At 43.0% G+C, this 17,829-nt stretch carries 16 protein-coding genes and 2 pseudogenes; 5 read left to right on the forward strand and 13 right to left on the reverse strand.

Going from position 1 to position 17,829, the window contains the following annotated elements; genetic code table 11:
- Positions 1–38: 38 nt before the first annotated feature.
- The 8 genes and pseudogenes from glpD to BTW01_RS06115 all read right to left on the reverse strand — a co-directional run bounded on the left by glpD (position 39) and on the right by BTW01_RS06115 (position 8,640).
- The gene (gene glpD / locus BTW01_RS06080; protein ID WP_162102186.1) at positions 39–1,706 is read right to left on the reverse strand and encodes a glycerol-3-phosphate dehydrogenase; all 1,668 of its coding nucleotides are present in this window, start codon (positions 1,704–1,706) and stop codon (positions 39–41) included.
- A gap of 141 nt (positions 1,707–1,847) precedes the next feature.
- Complete coding sequence (glpK, locus tag BTW01_RS06085; RefSeq protein ID WP_162102129.1) at positions 1,848–3,338, reverse strand: glycerol kinase GlpK; 1,491 nt, start codon at positions 3,336–3,338, stop codon at positions 1,848–1,850.
- An 18-nt stretch (positions 3,339–3,356) separates the two neighbouring features.
- Positions 3,357–4,181 carry a glycerol uptake facilitator protein GlpF gene (glpF, locus tag BTW01_RS06090; RefSeq protein WP_162102130.1) on the reverse strand — a complete coding sequence of 275 codons (825 nt, stop codon included), beginning with the start codon at positions 4,179–4,181 and terminating at the stop codon, positions 3,357–3,359.
- Between the two features lie 178 nt (positions 4,182–4,359).
- Positions 4,360–4,935 (reverse strand): glycerol uptake operon antiterminator GlpP, encoded by a 576-nt coding sequence (gene glpP, locus BTW01_RS06095; protein ID WP_162102131.1) that lies wholly within the window; start codon positions 4,933–4,935, stop codon positions 4,360–4,362.
- Between the two features lie 417 nt (positions 4,936–5,352).
- Positions 5,353–6,894 carry a bifunctional GNAT family N-acetyltransferase/carbon-nitrogen hydrolase family protein gene (locus BTW01_RS06100; RefSeq protein WP_162102132.1) on the reverse strand — a complete coding sequence of 514 codons (1,542 nt, stop codon included), beginning with the start codon at positions 6,892–6,894 and terminating at the stop codon, positions 5,353–5,355.
- A 15-nt stretch (positions 6,895–6,909) separates the two neighbouring features.
- Positions 6,910–7,572, reverse strand: coding sequence for an HAD family hydrolase (locus BTW01_RS06105; RefSeq protein WP_162102133.1), 663 nt, complete (start codon positions 7,570–7,572; stop codon positions 6,910–6,912).
- A gap of 125 nt (positions 7,573–7,697) precedes the next feature.
- The gene (locus tag BTW01_RS06110) at positions 7,698–8,120 is read right to left on the reverse strand and encodes a CBS domain-containing protein (RefSeq protein WP_162102134.1); all 423 of its coding nucleotides are present in this window, start codon (positions 8,118–8,120) and stop codon (positions 7,698–7,700) included.
- A 137-nt stretch (positions 8,121–8,257) separates the two neighbouring features.
- Positions 8,258–8,640: pseudogene (locus BTW01_RS06115) on the reverse strand (YhcU family protein).
- A 121-nt stretch (positions 8,641–8,761) separates the two neighbouring features.
- Between BTW01_RS06115 and BTW01_RS06120 the strand changes: the two are divergent.
- A complete protein-coding gene (locus BTW01_RS06120) occupies positions 8,762–9,670 on the forward strand; it encodes an RluA family pseudouridine synthase (protein ID WP_162102136.1) in 909 nt (302 codons plus the stop codon).
- A 30-nt stretch (positions 9,671–9,700) separates the two neighbouring features.
- Here BTW01_RS06120 and srtA read toward each other — a convergent pair whose 3' ends face one another.
- Positions 9,701–10,297, reverse strand: coding sequence for a sortase SrtA (gene srtA, locus BTW01_RS06125; RefSeq protein WP_162102137.1), 597 nt, complete (start codon positions 10,295–10,297; stop codon positions 9,701–9,703).
- A gap of 631 nt (positions 10,298–10,928) precedes the next feature.
- Between srtA and BTW01_RS06130 the strand changes: the two genes are divergently transcribed.
- Positions 10,929–11,585 carry a spore coat protein gene (locus BTW01_RS06130; RefSeq protein ID WP_162102138.1) on the forward strand — a complete coding sequence of 219 codons (657 nt, stop codon included), beginning with the start codon at positions 10,929–10,931 and terminating at the stop codon, positions 11,583–11,585.
- On the opposite strand, the pseudogene BTW01_RS06135 reads toward BTW01_RS06130, so the two are convergent.
- Positions 11,484–12,486: pseudogene (locus BTW01_RS06135) on the reverse strand (hypothetical protein). The gene BTW01_RS06130 and the pseudogene BTW01_RS06135 overlap by 102 nt on opposite strands.
- A gap of 119 nt (positions 12,487–12,605) precedes the next feature.
- Entirely contained in the window at positions 12,606–13,160 is a 555-nt protein-coding gene (locus BTW01_RS06140) for a YhcN/YlaJ family sporulation lipoprotein (RefSeq protein ID WP_162102139.1), read from the reverse strand.
- Between the two features lie 149 nt (positions 13,161–13,309).
- On the opposite strand from BTW01_RS06140, the gene BTW01_RS06145 reads away from it, so the two are divergent.
- The 3 genes from BTW01_RS06145 (at position 13,310) to BTW01_RS06155 (ending at position 15,031) form a co-directional block, all read left to right on the forward strand.
- A complete protein-coding gene (locus tag BTW01_RS06145; RefSeq protein WP_162102140.1) occupies positions 13,310–13,750 on the forward strand; it encodes a hypothetical protein in 441 nt (146 codons plus the stop codon).
- A 410-nt stretch (positions 13,751–14,160) separates the two neighbouring features.
- On the forward strand, positions 14,161–14,478 hold the full coding sequence (locus BTW01_RS06150; protein ID WP_162102141.1) for a PadR family transcriptional regulator: 318 nt from the start codon (positions 14,161–14,163) through the stop codon (positions 14,476–14,478).
- Complete coding sequence (locus BTW01_RS06155; RefSeq protein ID WP_162102142.1) at positions 14,465–15,031, forward strand: DUF2812 domain-containing protein; 567 nt, start codon at positions 14,465–14,467, stop codon at positions 15,029–15,031. Before BTW01_RS06150 ends, BTW01_RS06155 begins: the two co-directional genes overlap by 14 nt.
- A gap of 209 nt (positions 15,032–15,240) precedes the next feature.
- On the opposite strand, the gene tcyP is transcribed toward BTW01_RS06155, so the two are convergent.
- Together tcyP and BTW01_RS06165 are read right to left on the reverse strand one after the other, a co-directional pair.
- Entirely contained in the window at positions 15,241–16,632 is a 1,392-nt protein-coding gene (gene tcyP / locus BTW01_RS06160; protein ID WP_162102143.1) for an L-cystine transporter TcyP, read from the reverse strand.
- 378 nt (positions 16,633–17,010) lie between these two features.
- Positions 17,011–17,820 (reverse strand): MetQ/NlpA family ABC transporter substrate-binding protein, encoded by an 810-nt coding sequence (locus BTW01_RS06165; RefSeq protein WP_162102144.1) that lies wholly within the window; start codon positions 17,818–17,820, stop codon positions 17,011–17,013.
- Positions 17,821–17,829: the final 9 nt, after the last annotated feature.

Consider the following 17,829-nt stretch of genomic DNA (forward strand, 5'->3'; position numbering starts at 1 on the left):
AAAGAGAAATAACGGGCTGAAAGACAGCCCGCTATGATTTATTGTTCGAGCGGTACAACCGCATCGTGTAAAAGCTTGTTGAGGTTTTCTGTATGTTTATTTTTCGTCTGCTCATCCCATTGGAATCGCTCGCTCATAAAATCAATAACGGCATCTTTATATGTTTTTACCCAATTGATATCAAAAAATAAACGTCCCGTTCTGCGAACAAAGAAATCAGCAGGTGTCGCGGCCAACTCTTCTTCTATACTGTATTCTGCCTCAGCAAGAATATGAACTGGCAGGCTGCGTTTTGCTGCCTCGTCCTTCAGCGCTTCCACGCGATTAAAGACGCGCTCGACATTGGAGCCGTATCTGATCGCCAGCTGTTTTGCATCTTTTTCTGGTAAGCCTGCTGCAATCCCCTCTTTTGTTTTTGCTGTCACGAAGGACGTAAGATTTTTTGACCCGCCGACGTGCCCGCCTGAGATTGGCATGTCTTTCGTTTTACATGGACCGAAATCCTTTTCGCCTTCTTCTTTTAAGCGATCACGCACAAGATCGACGATGTGCTCCGCCATTTTTCTGTATCCGGTCAATTTCCCGCCGGCGATGGTGATCAAGCCTGAGTCAGATGTCCAAATTTCGTCTTTCCGTGAAATTTCAGAAGGGTCTTTGCCTTCTTCATGAATCAGCGGGCGCAGGCCAGCCCAGCTGGATTCGATATCATTTGCAGTGATATTCAGTTCTGGGAACATGAAATGAATTGAATTGACGACGTAGTCACGATCCTCAGTTGTCATTCGAGGATGCTCCAGCGCTTCTTTGTAAACAGTGTCTGTTGTCCCTACGTATGTTTTACCTTCACGAGGAATCGCAAATACCATCCGGCCGTCTGGTGTATCAAAATATACAGCCTGTTTCAGCGGAAAGACAGACTGGTCAAATACAAGGTGAATGCCTTTTGTATGCTGCAAATGCTTTCCGTTTTTCGAATGGTCTTTTTCTCTGAGCTGATCGACCCAAGGGCCTGTCGCATTGACAATTTTTTTCGCATACACTTTATATTCTTTCTTTGTCAGCATATCTTCAATTAATACGCCGACTGCTTTGCCTTTTTCGTAAAGGAGCTCTTTCACTTTGGAATAATTCACAGGTTCTGCCCCGAATTTGACTGCTTCCTTCATGACTTCGATTGTCAGTCTTGCATCGTCAGTGCGGTATTCCACATAGTACCCGCCGCCTTTTAAGCCGTCTTTTTTTACTAATGGCTCTTTTTGCAGTGTTTCTTTTGCTGAAAGCATGCTTCTTCGTTCTGATTTTTTTACACCTGCTAAGAAATCATACACCCTTAAACCGATAGAGGTTGAGAATGAGCCGAATGTGCCGCCTTTATGAAACGGAAGGAGCATCCATTCCGGCGTCGTGACGTGCGGGCCGTTTTCATAAACGATCGCCCGTTCTTTCCCTACTTCAGCGACCATTTTCACTTCAAATTGTTTTAAATAACGCAAGCCGCCATGAACCAGTTTTGTTGATCGGCTTGATGTTCCCGCCGCGAAATCCTGCATTTCGCTAAGCGCGACCGTCATTCCCCTTGATGCCGCGTCAAGAGCTGTTCCCGCTCCTGTAATTCCTCCGCCGATAATAAATAGATCATATGTTTTTTTCGTCATGTCTGTCAGCATGCGATCTCTTTCAAGACTTGAAAATTGATGTTTCATTATGGCTCCTCCTTGTTGTCACGGTGTGTAAATAGAAAAAGAGACCACAACAGCCAAAGTGCATATTTACACTTTGGTGCTGTGGTCTCTCCTCGTCTCAGGACCGTTCTTATTAACCTGTCATTAGTATATCATACTCTCAGTCTACTTAAAAGCCATAGCTGCTTTTACGGCCTTTTGCCAGCCTGTATACAGCTCATTTCGTTTGTCTTCTTCTAGTTTAGGTTCAAACCGTTTATCCAGCTTCCACTGGTTCGCGATTTCAGAACGGTCCTTCCAAAATCCCACAGCAATCCCTGCCAAATAGGCCGCGCCAAGCGCAGTTGTTTCATTAATTTCCGGACGCTCCACAGGCACATTCAGGACATCTCCTTGGAACTGCATCAGGAAATTATTTTTCACAGCCCCTCCGTCAACACGAAGGGTCTTTAACGATATGTTTGAATCTGCTTCCATCGCGTCAAGCACATCTTTTGTCTGGTAAGCCAATGACTCTAACGTTGCACGAATAAAGTGCTCTTTTGTTGTGCCTCTTGTCAGGCCGAAAACCGAACCGCGCACATCGCTGTCCCAGTAAGGCGTTCCTAAGCCGACAAATGCGGGAACAACATATACGCCATCAGTTGAATCCACTTTCTCCGCATAAGATTCGCTTAGCGAGGAATCCTGAAACATTCTCAATCCGTCTCTAAGCCATTGAATAGCGGAGCCTGCGACGAAAATACTTCCTTCTAAAGCATATTCAACTTTTCCGTCAATGCCCCAGGCGATTGTTGTCAAAAGCCCGCGTTCGGACTTAATTGCTTTTTCCCCGGTATTCATTAGCATGAAACATCCGGTACCGTACGTATTTTTTCCCATGCCTTCTTCAAAACACGCCTGGCCGAACAATGCGGACTGCTGGTCGCCTGCCGCTCCCGCAATCGGGATGTTTTTTCCGAAGAAGTGATAATCGACCGTTTCCGCATACATATGGGAAGATGGCTTCACCTCAGGCAGCATGGATTTCGGTATGTCCAGAATGTCTAGCAGCTCATCATCCCATTTTAAATCGTAAATATTAAACATCAGCGTTCTGGAGGCGTTGGAATAATCCGTCACATGGGCTTTTCCGCCTGACATTTTCCAAATGAGCCATGTATCAATCGTTCCAAACAACAGCTCGCCTCTTTCCGCTTTTTCTCTCGCGCCTTCCACATTGTCTAAAATCCATTTTACCTTCGTGCCGGAGAAATACGGATCGATTAAAAGCCCCGTTTTTTCTCTGAACACATCTTGATATCCTTTTTCACGAAGCTCCTCACAAACACCGGACGTCTGTCTTGACTGCCAAACGATCGCATGATAGACAGGCTTTCCTGTATCCTTGTCCCACACGACTGCCGTCTCGCGCTGATTCGTGATACCGATGCCGGCAATTTGAGAAGCGCTGATTCCCGATTCAGAAATGACTGATGCGATAACAGCAAGGATCGATCCCCAAATTTCATTCGCATTATGTTCAACCCAACCTGGGTGCGGGAAGTATTGTGTAAATTCCTTTTGAGCAGAGTGAACGATTTTGCCTTCTTTATTAAACAGAATCGCTCTCGAACTTGTCGTTCCCTGATCTAAGGATAAAATGTATGTTTCCATAAGATGTCTCCCCTTTGATTACATATATTTTGAATTTGATAATGTTTTAGCTGAATGTGATCTCGAATAAACATAGAGTCCTAACAATACCACAACCAATATAACGCTTACAATCCAGAAACTGCTTGTAATGTGCCCTTTAAATGCAGCGTTATAAAATACGCCGCCAAACGAGCCGCCTAAAATGGGGCCCGCCACTGGCACCCATGCGTAGTTCCAGTTTGATGATCCCTTTCCCGGTATCGGAAGAAAAGCATGGGCAATCCGCGGACCTAAATCACGAGCCGGATTAATCGCATAGCCGGTGGTGCCTCCAAGAGAGATACCGATCGCCACGATAAGAAAACCAACGATTAAAGGGTTAAGCCCTTCTGTAAATTGATTTGCCCCAATGGCCAAGATGCCCAGCACAAGAACAAATGTCCCGATCACTTCACTTAAAACATTTGCGAAAGTATGCGGAATGCTGGGACCTGTTGAGAAAACACCCAGTTTGGCAGCGGGATCATCCGTTGACTTCCAATGCGGCAGGTAATGCAGATAGATTATCACCGCACCTATAATCGCGCCGATCATTTGCGCCGCAATATAAACCGGAACCTCTTGCCACGGAAAATCCCCCACAAATGCAAGCGCTATCGTTAGCGCTGGATTCAAATGAGCTCCGCTGATCCCGCCAACCGCATAAGCCGCCATGGCAACACCCAATCCCCATCCAAATACGATAACAATCCAGCCGGACTGGAACGAAAGCGATTTCTTTAAATTGACACCCGCACAAACACCTGCCCCAAAAATGATAAGCAGCATCGTACCGATGACTTCCCCCCAAAATGCTGTCATAGCACATTCCCCCTAAAGTCACGATAAAAAAAGTATGATAGAGAAAAAGAGTATAAAAAAACCACAACAAATGCTTTACGGGTGTGTAGACATTTACCGTAAAGAGCTGCTGTGGTCTCCGAGTTCTCCATCACAATGTATTAACCTAGTGCAATTGTATCAGTGTATGAAAGCGGTGTCAATCATCTTCTGTCAAAAAGTTTTCATATTTTTTCCATAATTTGGTGTTTGATGTAGTGACAGCAACAGCGCCCGCTTTCAAGGCTTGTTCGACATCCTCTTCCGTACGGATGAAACCGCCCGCAAAGATGGGAATCCCTGTTTTCTCTTTTATTTCTTGTATGAGTGACGGGACGATGCCGGGCAGCACTTCAATAAAGTCAGGCTTATGCTTGCCGACAAACTCCATACTTTTTTCCATCGCGCTTGTATCAAGCAGAAACAGACGCTGAATCGCATATACTTTCTTCTGCTTCGCTTTGGCAATGACGCTTGATCTTGTTGAAATAATCCCAGCAGGCTTGATGTCTTGGCAAATAAATTCCGCTCCGTATTCATCATGCTTAATCCCTTGAATGAGATCGACGTGCACCATCATGTTCTTTCCGTGCTTTTTTGCCTCCCTGATCACGCCTTTTAACTGGCCGAGGTGAATATCAAGAATAACGCCATAGGAAAATGAACTGTTCAAAAACTCATCAAATTGCTTCATATTGCGAATAGCAGGTAAAATTGGCTGGTTGTGAAAACTCATCGTGTGCTCCTTTAACAAATCACTTTTTATATGGAATCGACTGAACGCTATCTTCCACCGTTTTCATGATAATTGAATCAGACCTTATGATGTCTTGGTGATCTTTCCCTGCCTTCAATATAAAGCCATACAGGATGAGAGTCAATAAACCGCGCCAAGCAACGAATTGAAAAAATTCCGAAAGCAGAAAGCTATTCCGCGTGTGTAAAATCCCCGCCTGATTGTCAGGTGTAAGCAGGGAGGGCAAGCATCTGAGCAGACTTTCACGGGATGTGATGACGGAGATGTTTGGGCAGGACGCCTAAGGAGTGAGCGGATGTTCTTTTCGTCATTCGTGAGCACCGACGCATAGGGCTGACAACGAATGCGAAGGTTTGTCGACATGCAGAAACCCGCCTATATAGGCGGGTTTTGAGATTATTTTTTATATTGAATATGATAAATATCACGCCGTCTGTCTTTTAGCTGACGTACTGTACCGTTTTGGCGCTGTCTTCTGAGAATTTCCAGGTCAACATCGCCGATAACGACCATTTCGATATTTGGGTTTGTTTCACCGACAATGCCGTCTCTGGCAAACTCAAAATCAGATGGTGCAAAGATGCCTGACTGAGCGTATTGGATATCCATATTTTCCGTTTGCGGAAGGTTTCCAACCGTTCCCGAGATAACCGTATAAATTTGATTTTCAACCGCTCTTGCCTGTGAACAATATCTGACACGCAGATAGCCTTGGCGGTCTTCTGTACAAAATGGTGTAAAAATGATTTTTGCACCTTTATCCGCTGCAATCCGGGCAAGCTCAGGAAATTCAATATCATAACAGACTTGAATTGCGATTTTCCCGCAATCCGTATCAAACACGCGTACCTGGTCTCCGGCACTGATTCCCCACCATTTGCGTTCATTCGGCGTAATATGCAGTTTATATTGCTTCTCGATTGTTCCATCCCGTCTGAACAGGTATGCGATATTGTAAATCTTGCCTTCCTCTTCGACGAAATGAGATCCGCCAACAATGTTGACGTTATACTTCACAGCCAAATCAGTAAATAGGCTGATGTAATCTTCTGTATACTCGGTAATTCTCTGTATCGCCAAGCTCGGCGACCGCTCCTCAAGGAATGACATGAGCTGGGTTGTGAAAATTTCCGGAAATACCGCAAAGTCAGATCTTGCGTCAGAAGCGACATCAACATAGTATTCTACTTGATTTGCAAATTCCTCAAGGGAATAAATTCTCTTCATTTCATATTGAATCACACAAATTCTCACAGGGAACGCCGATTTATAATAGCGCTTTGTCTGCTTCGGAAGATAATCGACATTATTCCATTCCATCAGCGTTGCATATTTGATCGAAGCTGTATCATCCGGAAGATAATTCGGGTTAATCCTCATAAGAGTAAAGCCGTTCATTAATTGAAAAGAAAGGACCGGATCGTAAATTTGGTGGCGTGTCACCTGTTCAACATACGCTCGCGCAGTCATTTCCTCAGCATATTTATGATAGTTCGGAATTCGCCCGCCTATGATGATGCTTTTCAGATTTAAGCGTCTGGCCAAATCCTTTCTCGCCTCATATAAACGGTGGCCGATCTTCATTCGTCTGTATTTCGGATCCACCATGACCTCAATTCCGTACATATTTAAGCCATCCGGATTATGGTTGGTGATATATCCATCATCTGTAATGTCCTGCCACGTATGGCGATCATCATATTCATCAAAATTAATTAGGAGACTTGAGCACGAACCGATAATTTCACCTTCAAATTCTGCACAAAACTGCCCTTCGGGAAAATGCTCCAAATGGCTGATTAAATGCTCCCGCTTCCAGGGCTCCATTCCCGGAAAGCAGTCCTTTTGAAGATCGATAATCTTGTCGATGTCTTTTTCTTCGATATTGCGGATGACCATTTTCTTTTCAAAACGGGTCAAATCTAATTTCTCAGACAATCTACTCGCTCCTTTCTAGTGTTGTGTGTTCAGCTGATCAAGCAATAGGGCGAGCTCCATCTCTGCCATTGATTCAAGCCTGTGATCATACTTTTCAAACAGTAAGGCGCCCGTCACTTTATTCGGGACAATCACACACTTCATGCCTGCTCTTTTCGCAGCAATTGACCCATTCACAGAATCCTCAAATGCAAGACATTCCGATGGCGATATCCCAAGGTTTTTTGCCGCCAATAAATAAAGTTCAGGATTCGGCTTCACTTCTTCTACATCATCTGCCGTTTGGATGACCTCAAAATGATCAAACAGGCCGAGTTGCTTCAAATGACCCGACACCCACTTATAATCGGAGCTCGAAGCAAGGCCCACTTTTAAACCTAAATCCTTTGCCGCATTCAAATACGCTTCAACACCAGGTCTTGCTTTTTCCTTTTCCATGCGTTTCGCAAAGCGTTCTCTTCTCAATGCTGTCAGTTCTTCATGGTTCAGCTTTTCGCCGATCTGCTCTTCTAAATATTCAAAAGGCCGGAAGCCCGCGGCTGTTCCGATCACTTTTCCCCAAACAGACATAGGAAGGGCTGAGCCATGCTCCTCAAATATTTCCTGAAGGACTTCATATTCGTGTGTTTCTGTATCTAGAATCAGTCCGTCAAAATCAAAAATTAACGCTTTAATCACTGCGTACAACTCCTTTAGTCCGAATTGGAACATATGTATACACTCACTATACCCCGAAACATGTCAGCTTTCAAAAAGGAAGGTTTATGTGAAGAAAGAGCCTGCACACCGCAAGCTCTTTCATATTAATGAATGTTTTGATGAGAAATGTTTGTCAGCGCTTCTCCCGCAGACTCGTTCGCCATCTGATTGACTGCCAGGTCTCCAAGCGCAACGATCCCGACTAGATTGTTTTGATCTACAATAGGAAGGCGGCGGATTTGGTGCTGGGCCATCAGCTGCGACGCGTCTTCCAGACTCATATGAGGATTTCCCGATACGAGCTCTGTTGACATCACTTCTGAAACGGGTGTCTGGCCATCTCGGCCTTGAGCTGTAGTTCTTAATGCAATGTCACGGTCGGTCAGCATTCCTTTTAAAACACCTTGCTCTACAACGGGAATCGCCCCGACGTTATGCTGTTTCATGAGAGAAGCCGCTTCTTGAATCGTTTGATTCGGAGAAACGGTTGCCACCTGCGTTGTCATTGTATTTCTTACTGAACTCATTATGAGCACCCCTTTCAAACATTAGTATGTGCAGACACGCACTGATTAAAAAGGAAGTTAGAGGAAAGGTTTTATGATATGATTTCTTTGATACAAAAAAAGAGCTTTTCTGAAAAGGAAAAGCTCCTGCTTCCTGGTTATATCAGCCTTCTATGACCAAAAAAGCTTTGTTCGTCTTCGTTTGAAAGTCTGAAAAAGCAAACGGAAAATAAATCCCAAAATCATTCAGCATCTTGCTGTTTTTTTCAAAAATCGCCTGACCACTCAAATCATCGTGCGGGGAAGGCTTTGTCAGGATAATATGTATCATCTGCAGACAAGCCATAATTTGAAATGCTTCTTTTAATGTTCCTTGGTAATAATGGTTATTTAAAGACAGAACGCCTTTCTTTTTAAAGCGCTGAATGTCCAGTTCGGAGAAATAGAGAGGAAATACATCATGGATCAGCTCCAATGACAGCTCCTTAATAAAGCTCTCCTGTTCTGCAGTTGCTGCGTTCACAATTCTCACGTCAATCACCTTTCTTGCCTTCGAATGTTCTAAGTCTTAATCAAGAATAGCACAGAAAAAAACATGAAAGCTAAGGTAAGTGTTTCCTATGCGAAACTGCAGCCTTCCGCTTGGAAAAGGAGCCATTTACATGAAACAAAAAGACAGAGGGCTTGAGCTCCTCATCAATGAGAAACAGGAAGGCCAATGGCTGTTTTCTGTACTGAAAACAGTACTTAAAGCCTCCAAACCCGTAATTCAAGACTGGATGTCCTATCATCAGATCAAGGTTAATCACGAAGCAGTCATAAATAATGTAATCGTAAAAAAAGGCGACCGCGTGTTCATTGATCTTCAGGAAAATGAAGAATCCTCCGTCGTCCCGGAGTATGGAGAGCTTGATGTTTTATTTGAGGACAATCATATGCTTATCGTTAATAAACCTGCGGGCATAGCGACACATCCGAATGAAGACGGCCAAACCGGCACACTGGCTAATTTAATCGCATACCATTATCAGGTGAATGGCGAAATATGCAAAGTGCGCCACGTGCATCGTCTTGACCAGGATACATCTGGCGCAATCGTTTTTGCCAAGCATCGTTTGGCACACGCCATCCTTGATCAGCAGTTAGAGAAAAAGACGCTGAAACGCACATATACCGCCATCGCTGAAGGAAAATTAAAGACAAAGAAAGGAACAATTGATTCACCGATTGGCAAAGACAGATCACATCCGACAAGACGCCGTGTTTCACTGGGCGGGCAAACAGCCGTCACTCATTATAGTGTGATTGCAAGCAATGCAAAAGAGCGGCTGTCGCTCGTGGAACTGGAGCTGGAAACCGGCAGAACACACCAAATTCGTGTTCATATGGCAAGCATCGGCCATCCGCTTACAGGAGATGTGCTTTACGGAGGCGGAAGCAAACTGCTCAACAGACAAGCGCTCCACGCCAAACAGGTACAAGCCCTTCACCCGATAACGGGCGAGCTGATTGTTGCCGAAGCTCCTTTCCCAGCTGATTTCGAAAATCTTCGCCATATATATTTTTCATAAAGAAAAGCCGCAGGACTTGACTGCGGCTTTTTAAATGATTCGTTTTCCATATATAATATAACGCTTCGGAGCATTTCCGACGTATGAAAACGGATAGCAGGTCGTCAGAATGAGCTCTTCCTTTTCATGCTGAAGTGTAATAATGGATGTATCATCCTTATCGACAATTTTTGTTTTTACAATTTCATACGTGAAAAGTCCATATGACAAAAGAATCCGAACCCGGTCTCCTTTTTCAAGCTCTCCTGTCTGGCGAAACACGGTATCGCGGTGGCCAGACAGCACAATTTGCCCGTTTTCATCAGGATAATAGCTGTCTTTATAATGCCCGACCCCTTTTTCTAGATCATCCGCAGCTGTGCCCTCGACGATAGGAAGCTCTGCATTGATTTTCGGTATTTCCAAAATACCGCTCGCTTTTCCATTTTCCGGCTTAAATGATGCTTTTTTCTTTGTCTCATCTGCGCTCTGGTTTGTACTAGAAGCTTTCACCGGTTTTGCAGCCGCCAGTTTGGCTTCTTTTAACGTCTGTTCGGTTTTTATATTCGTATCAATTAATATAAAGCCCCCATAAGCTGTGATCACAAGACCGGCTGCAATAACAACGAGTGGAATAACCTTTTTCATGTTTTGGAGGCGCTCCTTTTTCTTCTGGCATCTAGATAGGTTCCGGACAAAAGCAGCAGATGTATCCCGAAGCTGGCCAGACTTGCTTTTTGCAGTCAAGGCACTGGGCTGAGCTTGCCGACAGTTTCAGCATGTTTCATTACTCGGTATTTTACCTAATCTCAACAGCTGCCATCCAGTTTCTATTTTTCTTTGACCGCCAACACCATTTACTCGTTCACTTCATTCCCATTTTGATCGCTGACATATACGCCTTAATATCTTTTTTCTTCAGCCTCTCTGTAGACGCGGCCATTCTAGCAGCAGACTGTGTGGGAAATCCCCCTGATTAAACCATATATCCGGTGTCATATGACGGTAAGAAGGCGCTGTTAAAGGGTTTATTTTACAATCGAGCAGTTCGTCTTATCTGCTTGTAGCTTTTTGATAATCTCCGCTATTTAAGCTTCTCAGCAGTTCATCCGTACCCTCCTAGGCTTCTCAGACATCAAATCCGAGATCCTCATGATTACAACGACTTTATCTGTTTACCATTTCGACAGACAGCATACAATTCCTTTTAGTCTTCTGCATAAAACGCGGCAGACTAGCACAAAATACAGTCTGATTTGAAAAAAAGGAGGAATTCGGTTTGGATCAGCTCAATCACCAGCAGCAATCCCAACAAATGAACAAAGGCATCCCTGGCAAGCCGCATAAAAACCACGGCGGCCATGAAATGTTTGATATGCATGAGGTGCTTTCCGGAACACTAACTGTGCTTGATCAGTTTACGATGCTGAAACAATTTTGTAAGGATCAGGAATTGCTAAACATTCTTGATCGTCAGCACCAATTCATAACGTCTCAATATAACTTAACTGCAGAATGCTTCAAAACAGGAAGCGAACCTTCACAAAAAACAGCAACGTACATGATGAAGGAAGACAACCAGACTGTATATGGCATGCAGCCGTCACAGCCTAAAAAACCGGTTCAATCTTTGAATGAGATTGATGACAGCATCATCAGCCGACAAATGCTTTGTGCGGTAAAAGCACAGGCTTCGGCGTTGACGATGGCCTCTTTGGAAATGACAAACCCTGCCGTTAGACGCGTACTGTCAGCGCAGATTCAGCAGTATGTTGAAATGGCCTTTGAAATTTTCCTATACCAAAACAAGCACGGCTATTACCAAGTACCTCAGCTAGATGCGCAGGATATGGGACAACTGAGAAATGCATTTGCCCCAGCACAAGGGCAAATGCCTCCAACTCAAGGCGGTATGGGCCAGCAAGGACTGCATTAATAAAAAAAGGCATTGGGTAGATACTATCCAATGCCACACTGTTTTTTTCATATATTTTCTTAAAATCTTTTTCAAACTGATCCAGACTTTCATTTGTTGCCGATTGAAATCCTTTTTTAAAGTCCCCTTTTTTGGCTGTTTCTTCTATCATTTCTAAAATAATGTCTTTCCCGTATTTATCCGTTAGCTCATTGATCATATAAAAGCTTTGCAAATAGACATCAGTGTCATATTCGATTCTGGCTTTTTGCCAATCTTGATCTGTCTGTAAACGGTCAAAGGGCACGACAGAAAACGTGATCGCATCTATGAGCAATTCATAATTCCCCATCCACTCGCTTAACCCTTCATGAAACCATAATGGAAACTCATTAGGATCTGCTTTAAGTTCCTTCAATTTCTGGTGAAACGCATGGTGCGTGTATTCATGTATCAACAACCGCTGGTACAAATAAACCGCTATCTCGTCGCCTTCTAATAGTTTCATCTTCTCTTCAGGCAACAATCCAATCAACTGCTCCCGCTCAGAATAAAAACCGACAACATCCAGTAAACCTGAGTAACTTTCCATCTGTTTTTCATTAGAAAAAAAAATAATATCAATAGGCTTTTGGTTCGAATATCCAATCATAATCTGATTAATACTGACCGCATATTCAAGTGTATCTTTTGTTAATGGCAATAAAGACTTTTCCTTAGCTGTGTAATAAATATCTGCCTGTTTGAATGACTCTTTCTTCATGTGCTTCGTCACTTGTTCTTTTGTTATACCAGATGCTTGCCCTGGCAAGGACAGTATATACATCGTGCTTGATACGATGGCCGAGCTAACAGCAAGCATCACAAGGACTCCGCACAGGAATAGAGCGGATGCCGCACGCTTTCCTATGCCATCCCGCAAACGTCTCCCTCCCTGAGCCGGTCCGTCTTGTATCTTTTATTCTTACTCTATGCAACCTGCGTTTGCGGTGTGTCATTAACGCACAGAAAAAGCCGCACAAATGATGCGGCTTTTTTCATTTATTCTGCGTTAGGAAATACACGCTGTACTGTTTGTGTAAATTCATCAAATAATCCGGCGATCGGGTCACCATTTTGAATACGCTTTCCATAACCTTGCATACGCTCTACAAAATCAGGGTTTGCTGAAACGTACACATTATCAATGTTTTTGTCAGTAGATCTCACCTTTTTCGCTACTTTTTTCTTCAGATCGTTTTCTACTGCGCCTTTATTACCGTTTGTTAAGACCACTGCGACGTATGCTTGCTGTCCGGCTACAATGACATTGGCATGCTTTACTTCTTTTAAGTCAGTTACTTTATCAGCTGCTTTATCAGCAACCGCAAGTTTCCGATCGTTATCATGATTGTTATTGACATTATCATTCATATTATTGTCAACATTATCCCGGTTGTTTACATTGCGAAGATCATCATTGGCCGGATTTCGATAATTAACATTTCTTACATCATTATTATCACGTTTGCCCTCACCTTGGTCGCCCATACTGCAGCCAGTCATAAGCAATGGAATAAGAAGCACAGACGCAAAAGCTTGTTTTTTTCCAAACATGTGAATTCCTCCTTTATCACTTTACCTATAGGTTTTTCTAACTGGCTTTAATTATTCATGTAAATCTGAAGGAAATGCTTTCCCGGGAAATAGAACGGTTAATTTGTCTAATGAGGGGGAAAATATGAGTACACTGCAAAGGAGGGATCATGTTGTTCAACCAGCGAAAAGGAATCAGTCCCACAGCATTGATTATAGGATCAACCGTGCTTATTGCTGCTTTATCACCTCAGATCCGCCAAAAAATCAGCGGATTTGTCACAGGACAAATGAACAGACGGAATTCTGAAAATAACACGTTTGATGCTTCTAATGTAGGAAACATTGTCAAACAAGCATTTGGCGGCGGTGATAATCAGGACCGGTCGCATAATCAAAGCCAGCGGCAAAACGGCCGTCAGCACCAGCATGCCGGACAGCAGCAAACACAGCATCAGCATACACAGACACAATCAAGGCAAACTGAAACAGTCACGAAAAAAAGACAGCCGCATTACGCTGAACCCATTCCATTTGAACAAAACGCCATGAATGTCATGGACGACAACACTATGATGGAAATGCTCGAAGACTTAGAACCCGGCCGTTAAAACGTGATAATAATGATATTGAATTTTTCATAAAATCCTTCTTTCGTTTAATGAAAACGCTTGAAGGATTTTTTGATGATGTCACTCGATCCGAAGCATGAGTTCCCGCTCCTCAAACGCGAATGCAACTCTAAACTGCGTCACTTCTGGGCAACTTATTGCCATGATCGCCTTAATAGTTGAAAGAGTTTCCCACGCTTTTTGTAAAGGACATTTAGCTTGCGTTCAATTATGGACAATTCCATTGACTACACTAAAGGCGGCGCTTTCTATTACATAAGGAAAGCGCCTTTTCAAATTTCACTATAAGTTTATTTACACACTTTGGAAACATATTGACTATTCAGTTGAACTGTCTTATATTATTATTAAGTTGAACTATACAGCTGAACTGAAGATAGGGTGAGAATATGAAGCACAAACTATTACCGTTGTCTGAAACGATGCATTATATTTTATTAGCTCTGCGTGAACCACTTCATGGCTATGCGGTAATGCAAAAGATTGAAAAGATGAGTAACAGTACTGTTATTTTAGCAGCTGGTACATTGTACGGAGCGATTGAAAACTTGAATAAGCATGGTTGGATTGAACCTGTTGGAGAGTCAGGCCGAAGAAAAATTTATATGATAACTGCTGAAGGAAACGACGTTTTGGAAATGGAACGAAACAGGTTATTGCATATTTTATCCTTGTACGAAGGAAGTGAACCAAATGAAGATATTTAAAATGTTTTTTGATATTGAAAAAGAGGAGCAATGGCTGAACGAGCAATTACAAAAAGGCTATCGTTGTACAAATATTAGCGGATTAGGAATATACACTTTTGAAAAAACCGACAAGAGATATGTAATCCGACTGGATTATCAAGATTATTTATCTAAGAAAAAGCTGCTTGAATACAAAGGGATATATGAGGATTTCGGTTGGAGCTATATAAATGGGTTTTGGTTTAACGGAATACGGTATTGGCAAAAACAAAGTGATGATCAAAATGAAATCTTCTCGGATCGCCAATCAAAGTGTAATTATTATAAAAGATTAATGAATTATCCATTATCGTTTGGGGTACTGTGTTTAGCTGTTTCTTATAGACCTTACAAGGATTCGGGAATATATCATGAAGGTCTGTGGAGTATGAAAGGAGCGTTATTTTGGAAAGCTTTTATATTTGAAACTCCATTTGCCCTTTTAAAGCTCCTTCCCGCCCTTATGGCTATTTTGTTTGGCATCAGTTTCTATAAAGTTTATCGAAAGTATTCAATGTTAAAAGAAAAATAATAAGGATCATGTATCTACCATAGTTTCATTCCTAGGCGATCATAGCCGAAAACTGCTTCATGAATTTCTTGATCATGGGCAAGAGGGAATATTCCAGTCACTTTGGGTCAGTAGAATAAAAGCAAAAAAACAACCCATGAACCCTTCAATTACAGGGTTCATGGGTCTTTTATTGAAATGAACATCATAACGAGGCGAATGACACGCTGTTACGCCTCGTCAGCTTCGATCACTTTGGATTGGTCATGGAAAGTTCCTGTATCTATTTCCTTCGTAACCTTACTCGTAATGAGGCCAGATGTCATACTTCCGTTGACATTCAGTGCAGTCCGCCCCATGTCAATTAACGGTTCGATTGAGATTAATAAACCAGCAAGCGCTACAGGCATATTTAATGATGATAAAACAAGAAGCGCCGCAAATGTTGCTCCACCGCCAACGCCGGCAACACCGAAGGAGCTGATGGCAACGACTGCGATAACTGTGATGATAAATACCGGATCAAACGGATTTTGACCGATCGTCGGGGCAATCATCATCGCCAGCATCGCGGGATAAATGCCCGCACATCCATTTTGGCCGATTGAAAGGCCGAACGAACCGGCAAAGTTTGCGATTCCTTCCGGCACACCCAAACTTCTCTGTGTTTTAATATTCAGCGGCAAAGCACCTGCGCTTGACCGTGACGTAAATGCAAAGATAAGTACAGGCAGCGCCTTTTTCAAATAAACAATCGGGTTCAAGCCGCTGAGCGTCAGCAGCAGCAAATGAATGATAAACATTGTGATCAGCGCGGCATACGAAGCAACCACAAACATTCCTAATTTTAGGATGCTGTCAATGTCACTCGTCGCGATTGTTTTTGTCATTATGGCCAGCACCCCATATGGCGTCAATCTTAAAATGAGAGTGACAACACGCATGACAATGGCATAAACGGCATCAACCATTTTTTTAAATGTCTCTGCATGCTCCGGCTGTTTATTCCTTACCCCGAGGAATGCCATTCCAAGGAAAGCGGCAAAAATAACGACTGCAATCGTTGAAGTCGGCCTAGCACCTGTAAAATCTAAAAATGGGTTTCCCGGCAGCAGTTCAACAATCTGCTGCGGCAGCGTTTTTGCTGTCATATCTGTCGATTTCTGCTGCAGTTCCTGTCCCCGCGAAAGCTCTGTGTTCCCTTGGTCAACCTGAATCGCCTGCAGGTCAAAGGAAAGTGCGGATGCAATACCCACAGCTGCCGCTACAGCTGTTGTCGCTATTAAAATTCCGATAATTAAACCGCTGATTTTCCCGAGATTTTTTGTCAGCTTCAGCTTTGTAAATGCGCCAAGAATGGAAATAAAGACGAGCGGCATAACAACCATTTGAAGCAATTTGACATATCCGCCCCCGGCAATATTAAACCAGTCAGCCGTTTGAGTAACTATATTTGAAGTCGGGCCATAAATCAGCTGAAGCGCAAATCCGAATACAATCCCCAGCCCCAGTGCAGTAAATACACGTTTAGAGAAGGAAACATGTTTTTTCTGCATAACAAAAAGCCCTAAGATAAGTAAAAATAAAATAAATACATGTAAAACAACTAATAAAGTATCCAATGCAGGTAAACTCTCCCTTCAAATTTTCTCATTTACTATATTACACTAATTCCGATAGGTCAAGTACGAATTCTTTCAACTTCCGACTTAAACAAAAAAAACATATACAATCCGTTCTTTTCATCTTTAGGTCCTTATATAAGGATGATCACATCTGCTGCAAGAACTGATTTGAAATGATGATTCTGCCACACAGTTAGCGGCGATTCCCACCGTCGCGGAACGATCAGAAATACTGTCAGTGACGCACCAATTAGAAAAACAATGTGAAGAGCTGTTTGTTTGCCGGTCAAATGCTGTACAAAGTGATGAAAACAGGTCGAAACAAAGTATTTTTTCACAAAAAAAAGAATGAATTCAATGTTCGAATCCATTCCTCTAATGTGAAATACGTTTCAAAGGCAGAAAAGCCGGGACGAGATCTCCCTGATATTCTTTTTCTATAAATGCCGCTGTATCATCAGCTTGAAAGAGCTCAAGAATGGTTTGCAGCGCTTCCCGATCTTGATCTTCTGCTCTGACAACAATCAAATTCATCTCTTCCTTAGACATTAGTCCGCCGCTCTTTATAGTATCTTTTTTCGGGTGCAGTCCCGCTTTTTTTGTTTCAGACGGTTTCATAACAAACACATCGGCGCCGCTCGCTGCATCCTGTTGCCGGGCCGCTTTCAATGTCAGGTGTCTCGGATTATCTTTTATCATATCGACTGAACCCGGCCCGTTAAATCCATTTTTTAATGTCAGCAACCCTGCCTCCTGAAGCGCCATAAGCGCCCTGCCAAAATCGAGTGCATTATCAGGAACAGAAACGACAGCTCCCCGCGGTATATCTTGGAATCGGCTATATCGTTTTGAATAAATGCCCATAGGCGTTATGTATGTTGTACCGAGCAGTGCCAGCTTAAGTTTGTATTTTCGAGTGAACGACTGAAAATATGAAATGGTTTGAGAAGCGTTGACATCAATTTCTTTGTTAGCAAGTGCGATATCAGACTCCGCATAATCAGGAACAGGTATCAGCTGAATATCCAGCCCTGTCTCTTTAGCCTTTTTAACAATATAATTCCATATCGCCTCATCAGACTCAGCTATTCCGATTTTTATCGAATCCACTCCGGCTGACGATGAGCATGCAGCAAGTGAGATGAGAAGAACAAAAACAAAACTGCATATAAGCCACTTTTTCATGGTGACCAT

This window comes from Bacillus sp. SKDU12 (assembly GCF_010093085.1).
GTDB classification, from domain to species: Bacteria; Bacillota; Bacilli; order Bacillales; family Bacillaceae; genus Bacillus; species Bacillus mexicanus.

Coding starts and splice junctions, on each gene's coding strand:
- glpK (WP_162102129.1), bottom strand. CDS start 3,338: ATGGAAACATACATTTTATCCTTAGATCAGGGAACGACAAGTTCGAGA.
- BTW01_RS06165 (WP_162102144.1), bottom strand. CDS start 17,820: ATGAAAAAGTGGCTTATATGCAGTTTTGTTTTTGTTCTTCTCATCTCA.
- BTW01_RS06110 (WP_162102134.1), bottom strand. CDS start 8,120: ATGAGTTCAGTAAGAAATACAATGACAACGCAGGTGGCAACCGTTTCT.
- BTW01_RS06145 (WP_162102140.1), top strand. CDS start 13,310: ATGTTGTTCAACCAGCGAAAAGGAATCAGTCCCACAGCATTGATTATA.
- BTW01_RS06155 (WP_162102142.1), top strand. CDS start 14,465: ATGAAGATATTTAAAATGTTTTTTGATATTGAAAAAGAGGAGCAATGG.
- BTW01_RS06120 (WP_162102136.1), top strand. CDS start 8,762: ATGAAACAAAAAGACAGAGGGCTTGAGCTCCTCATCAATGAGAAACAG.
- BTW01_RS06150 (WP_162102141.1), top strand. CDS start 14,161: ATGAAGCACAAACTATTACCGTTGTCTGAAACGATGCATTATATTTTA.
- glpF (WP_162102130.1), bottom strand. CDS start 4,181: ATGACAGCATTTTGGGGGGAAGTCATCGGTACGATGCTGCTTATCATT.
- BTW01_RS06140 (WP_162102139.1), bottom strand. CDS start 13,160: ATGTTTGGAAAAAAACAAGCTTTTGCGTCTGTGCTTCTTATTCCATTG.
- glpP (WP_162102131.1), bottom strand. CDS start 4,935: ATGAGTTTTCACAACCAGCCAATTTTACCTGCTATTCGCAATATGAAG.
- srtA (WP_162102137.1), bottom strand. CDS start 10,297: ATGAAAAAGGTTATTCCACTCGTTGTTATTGCAGCCGGTCTTGTGATC.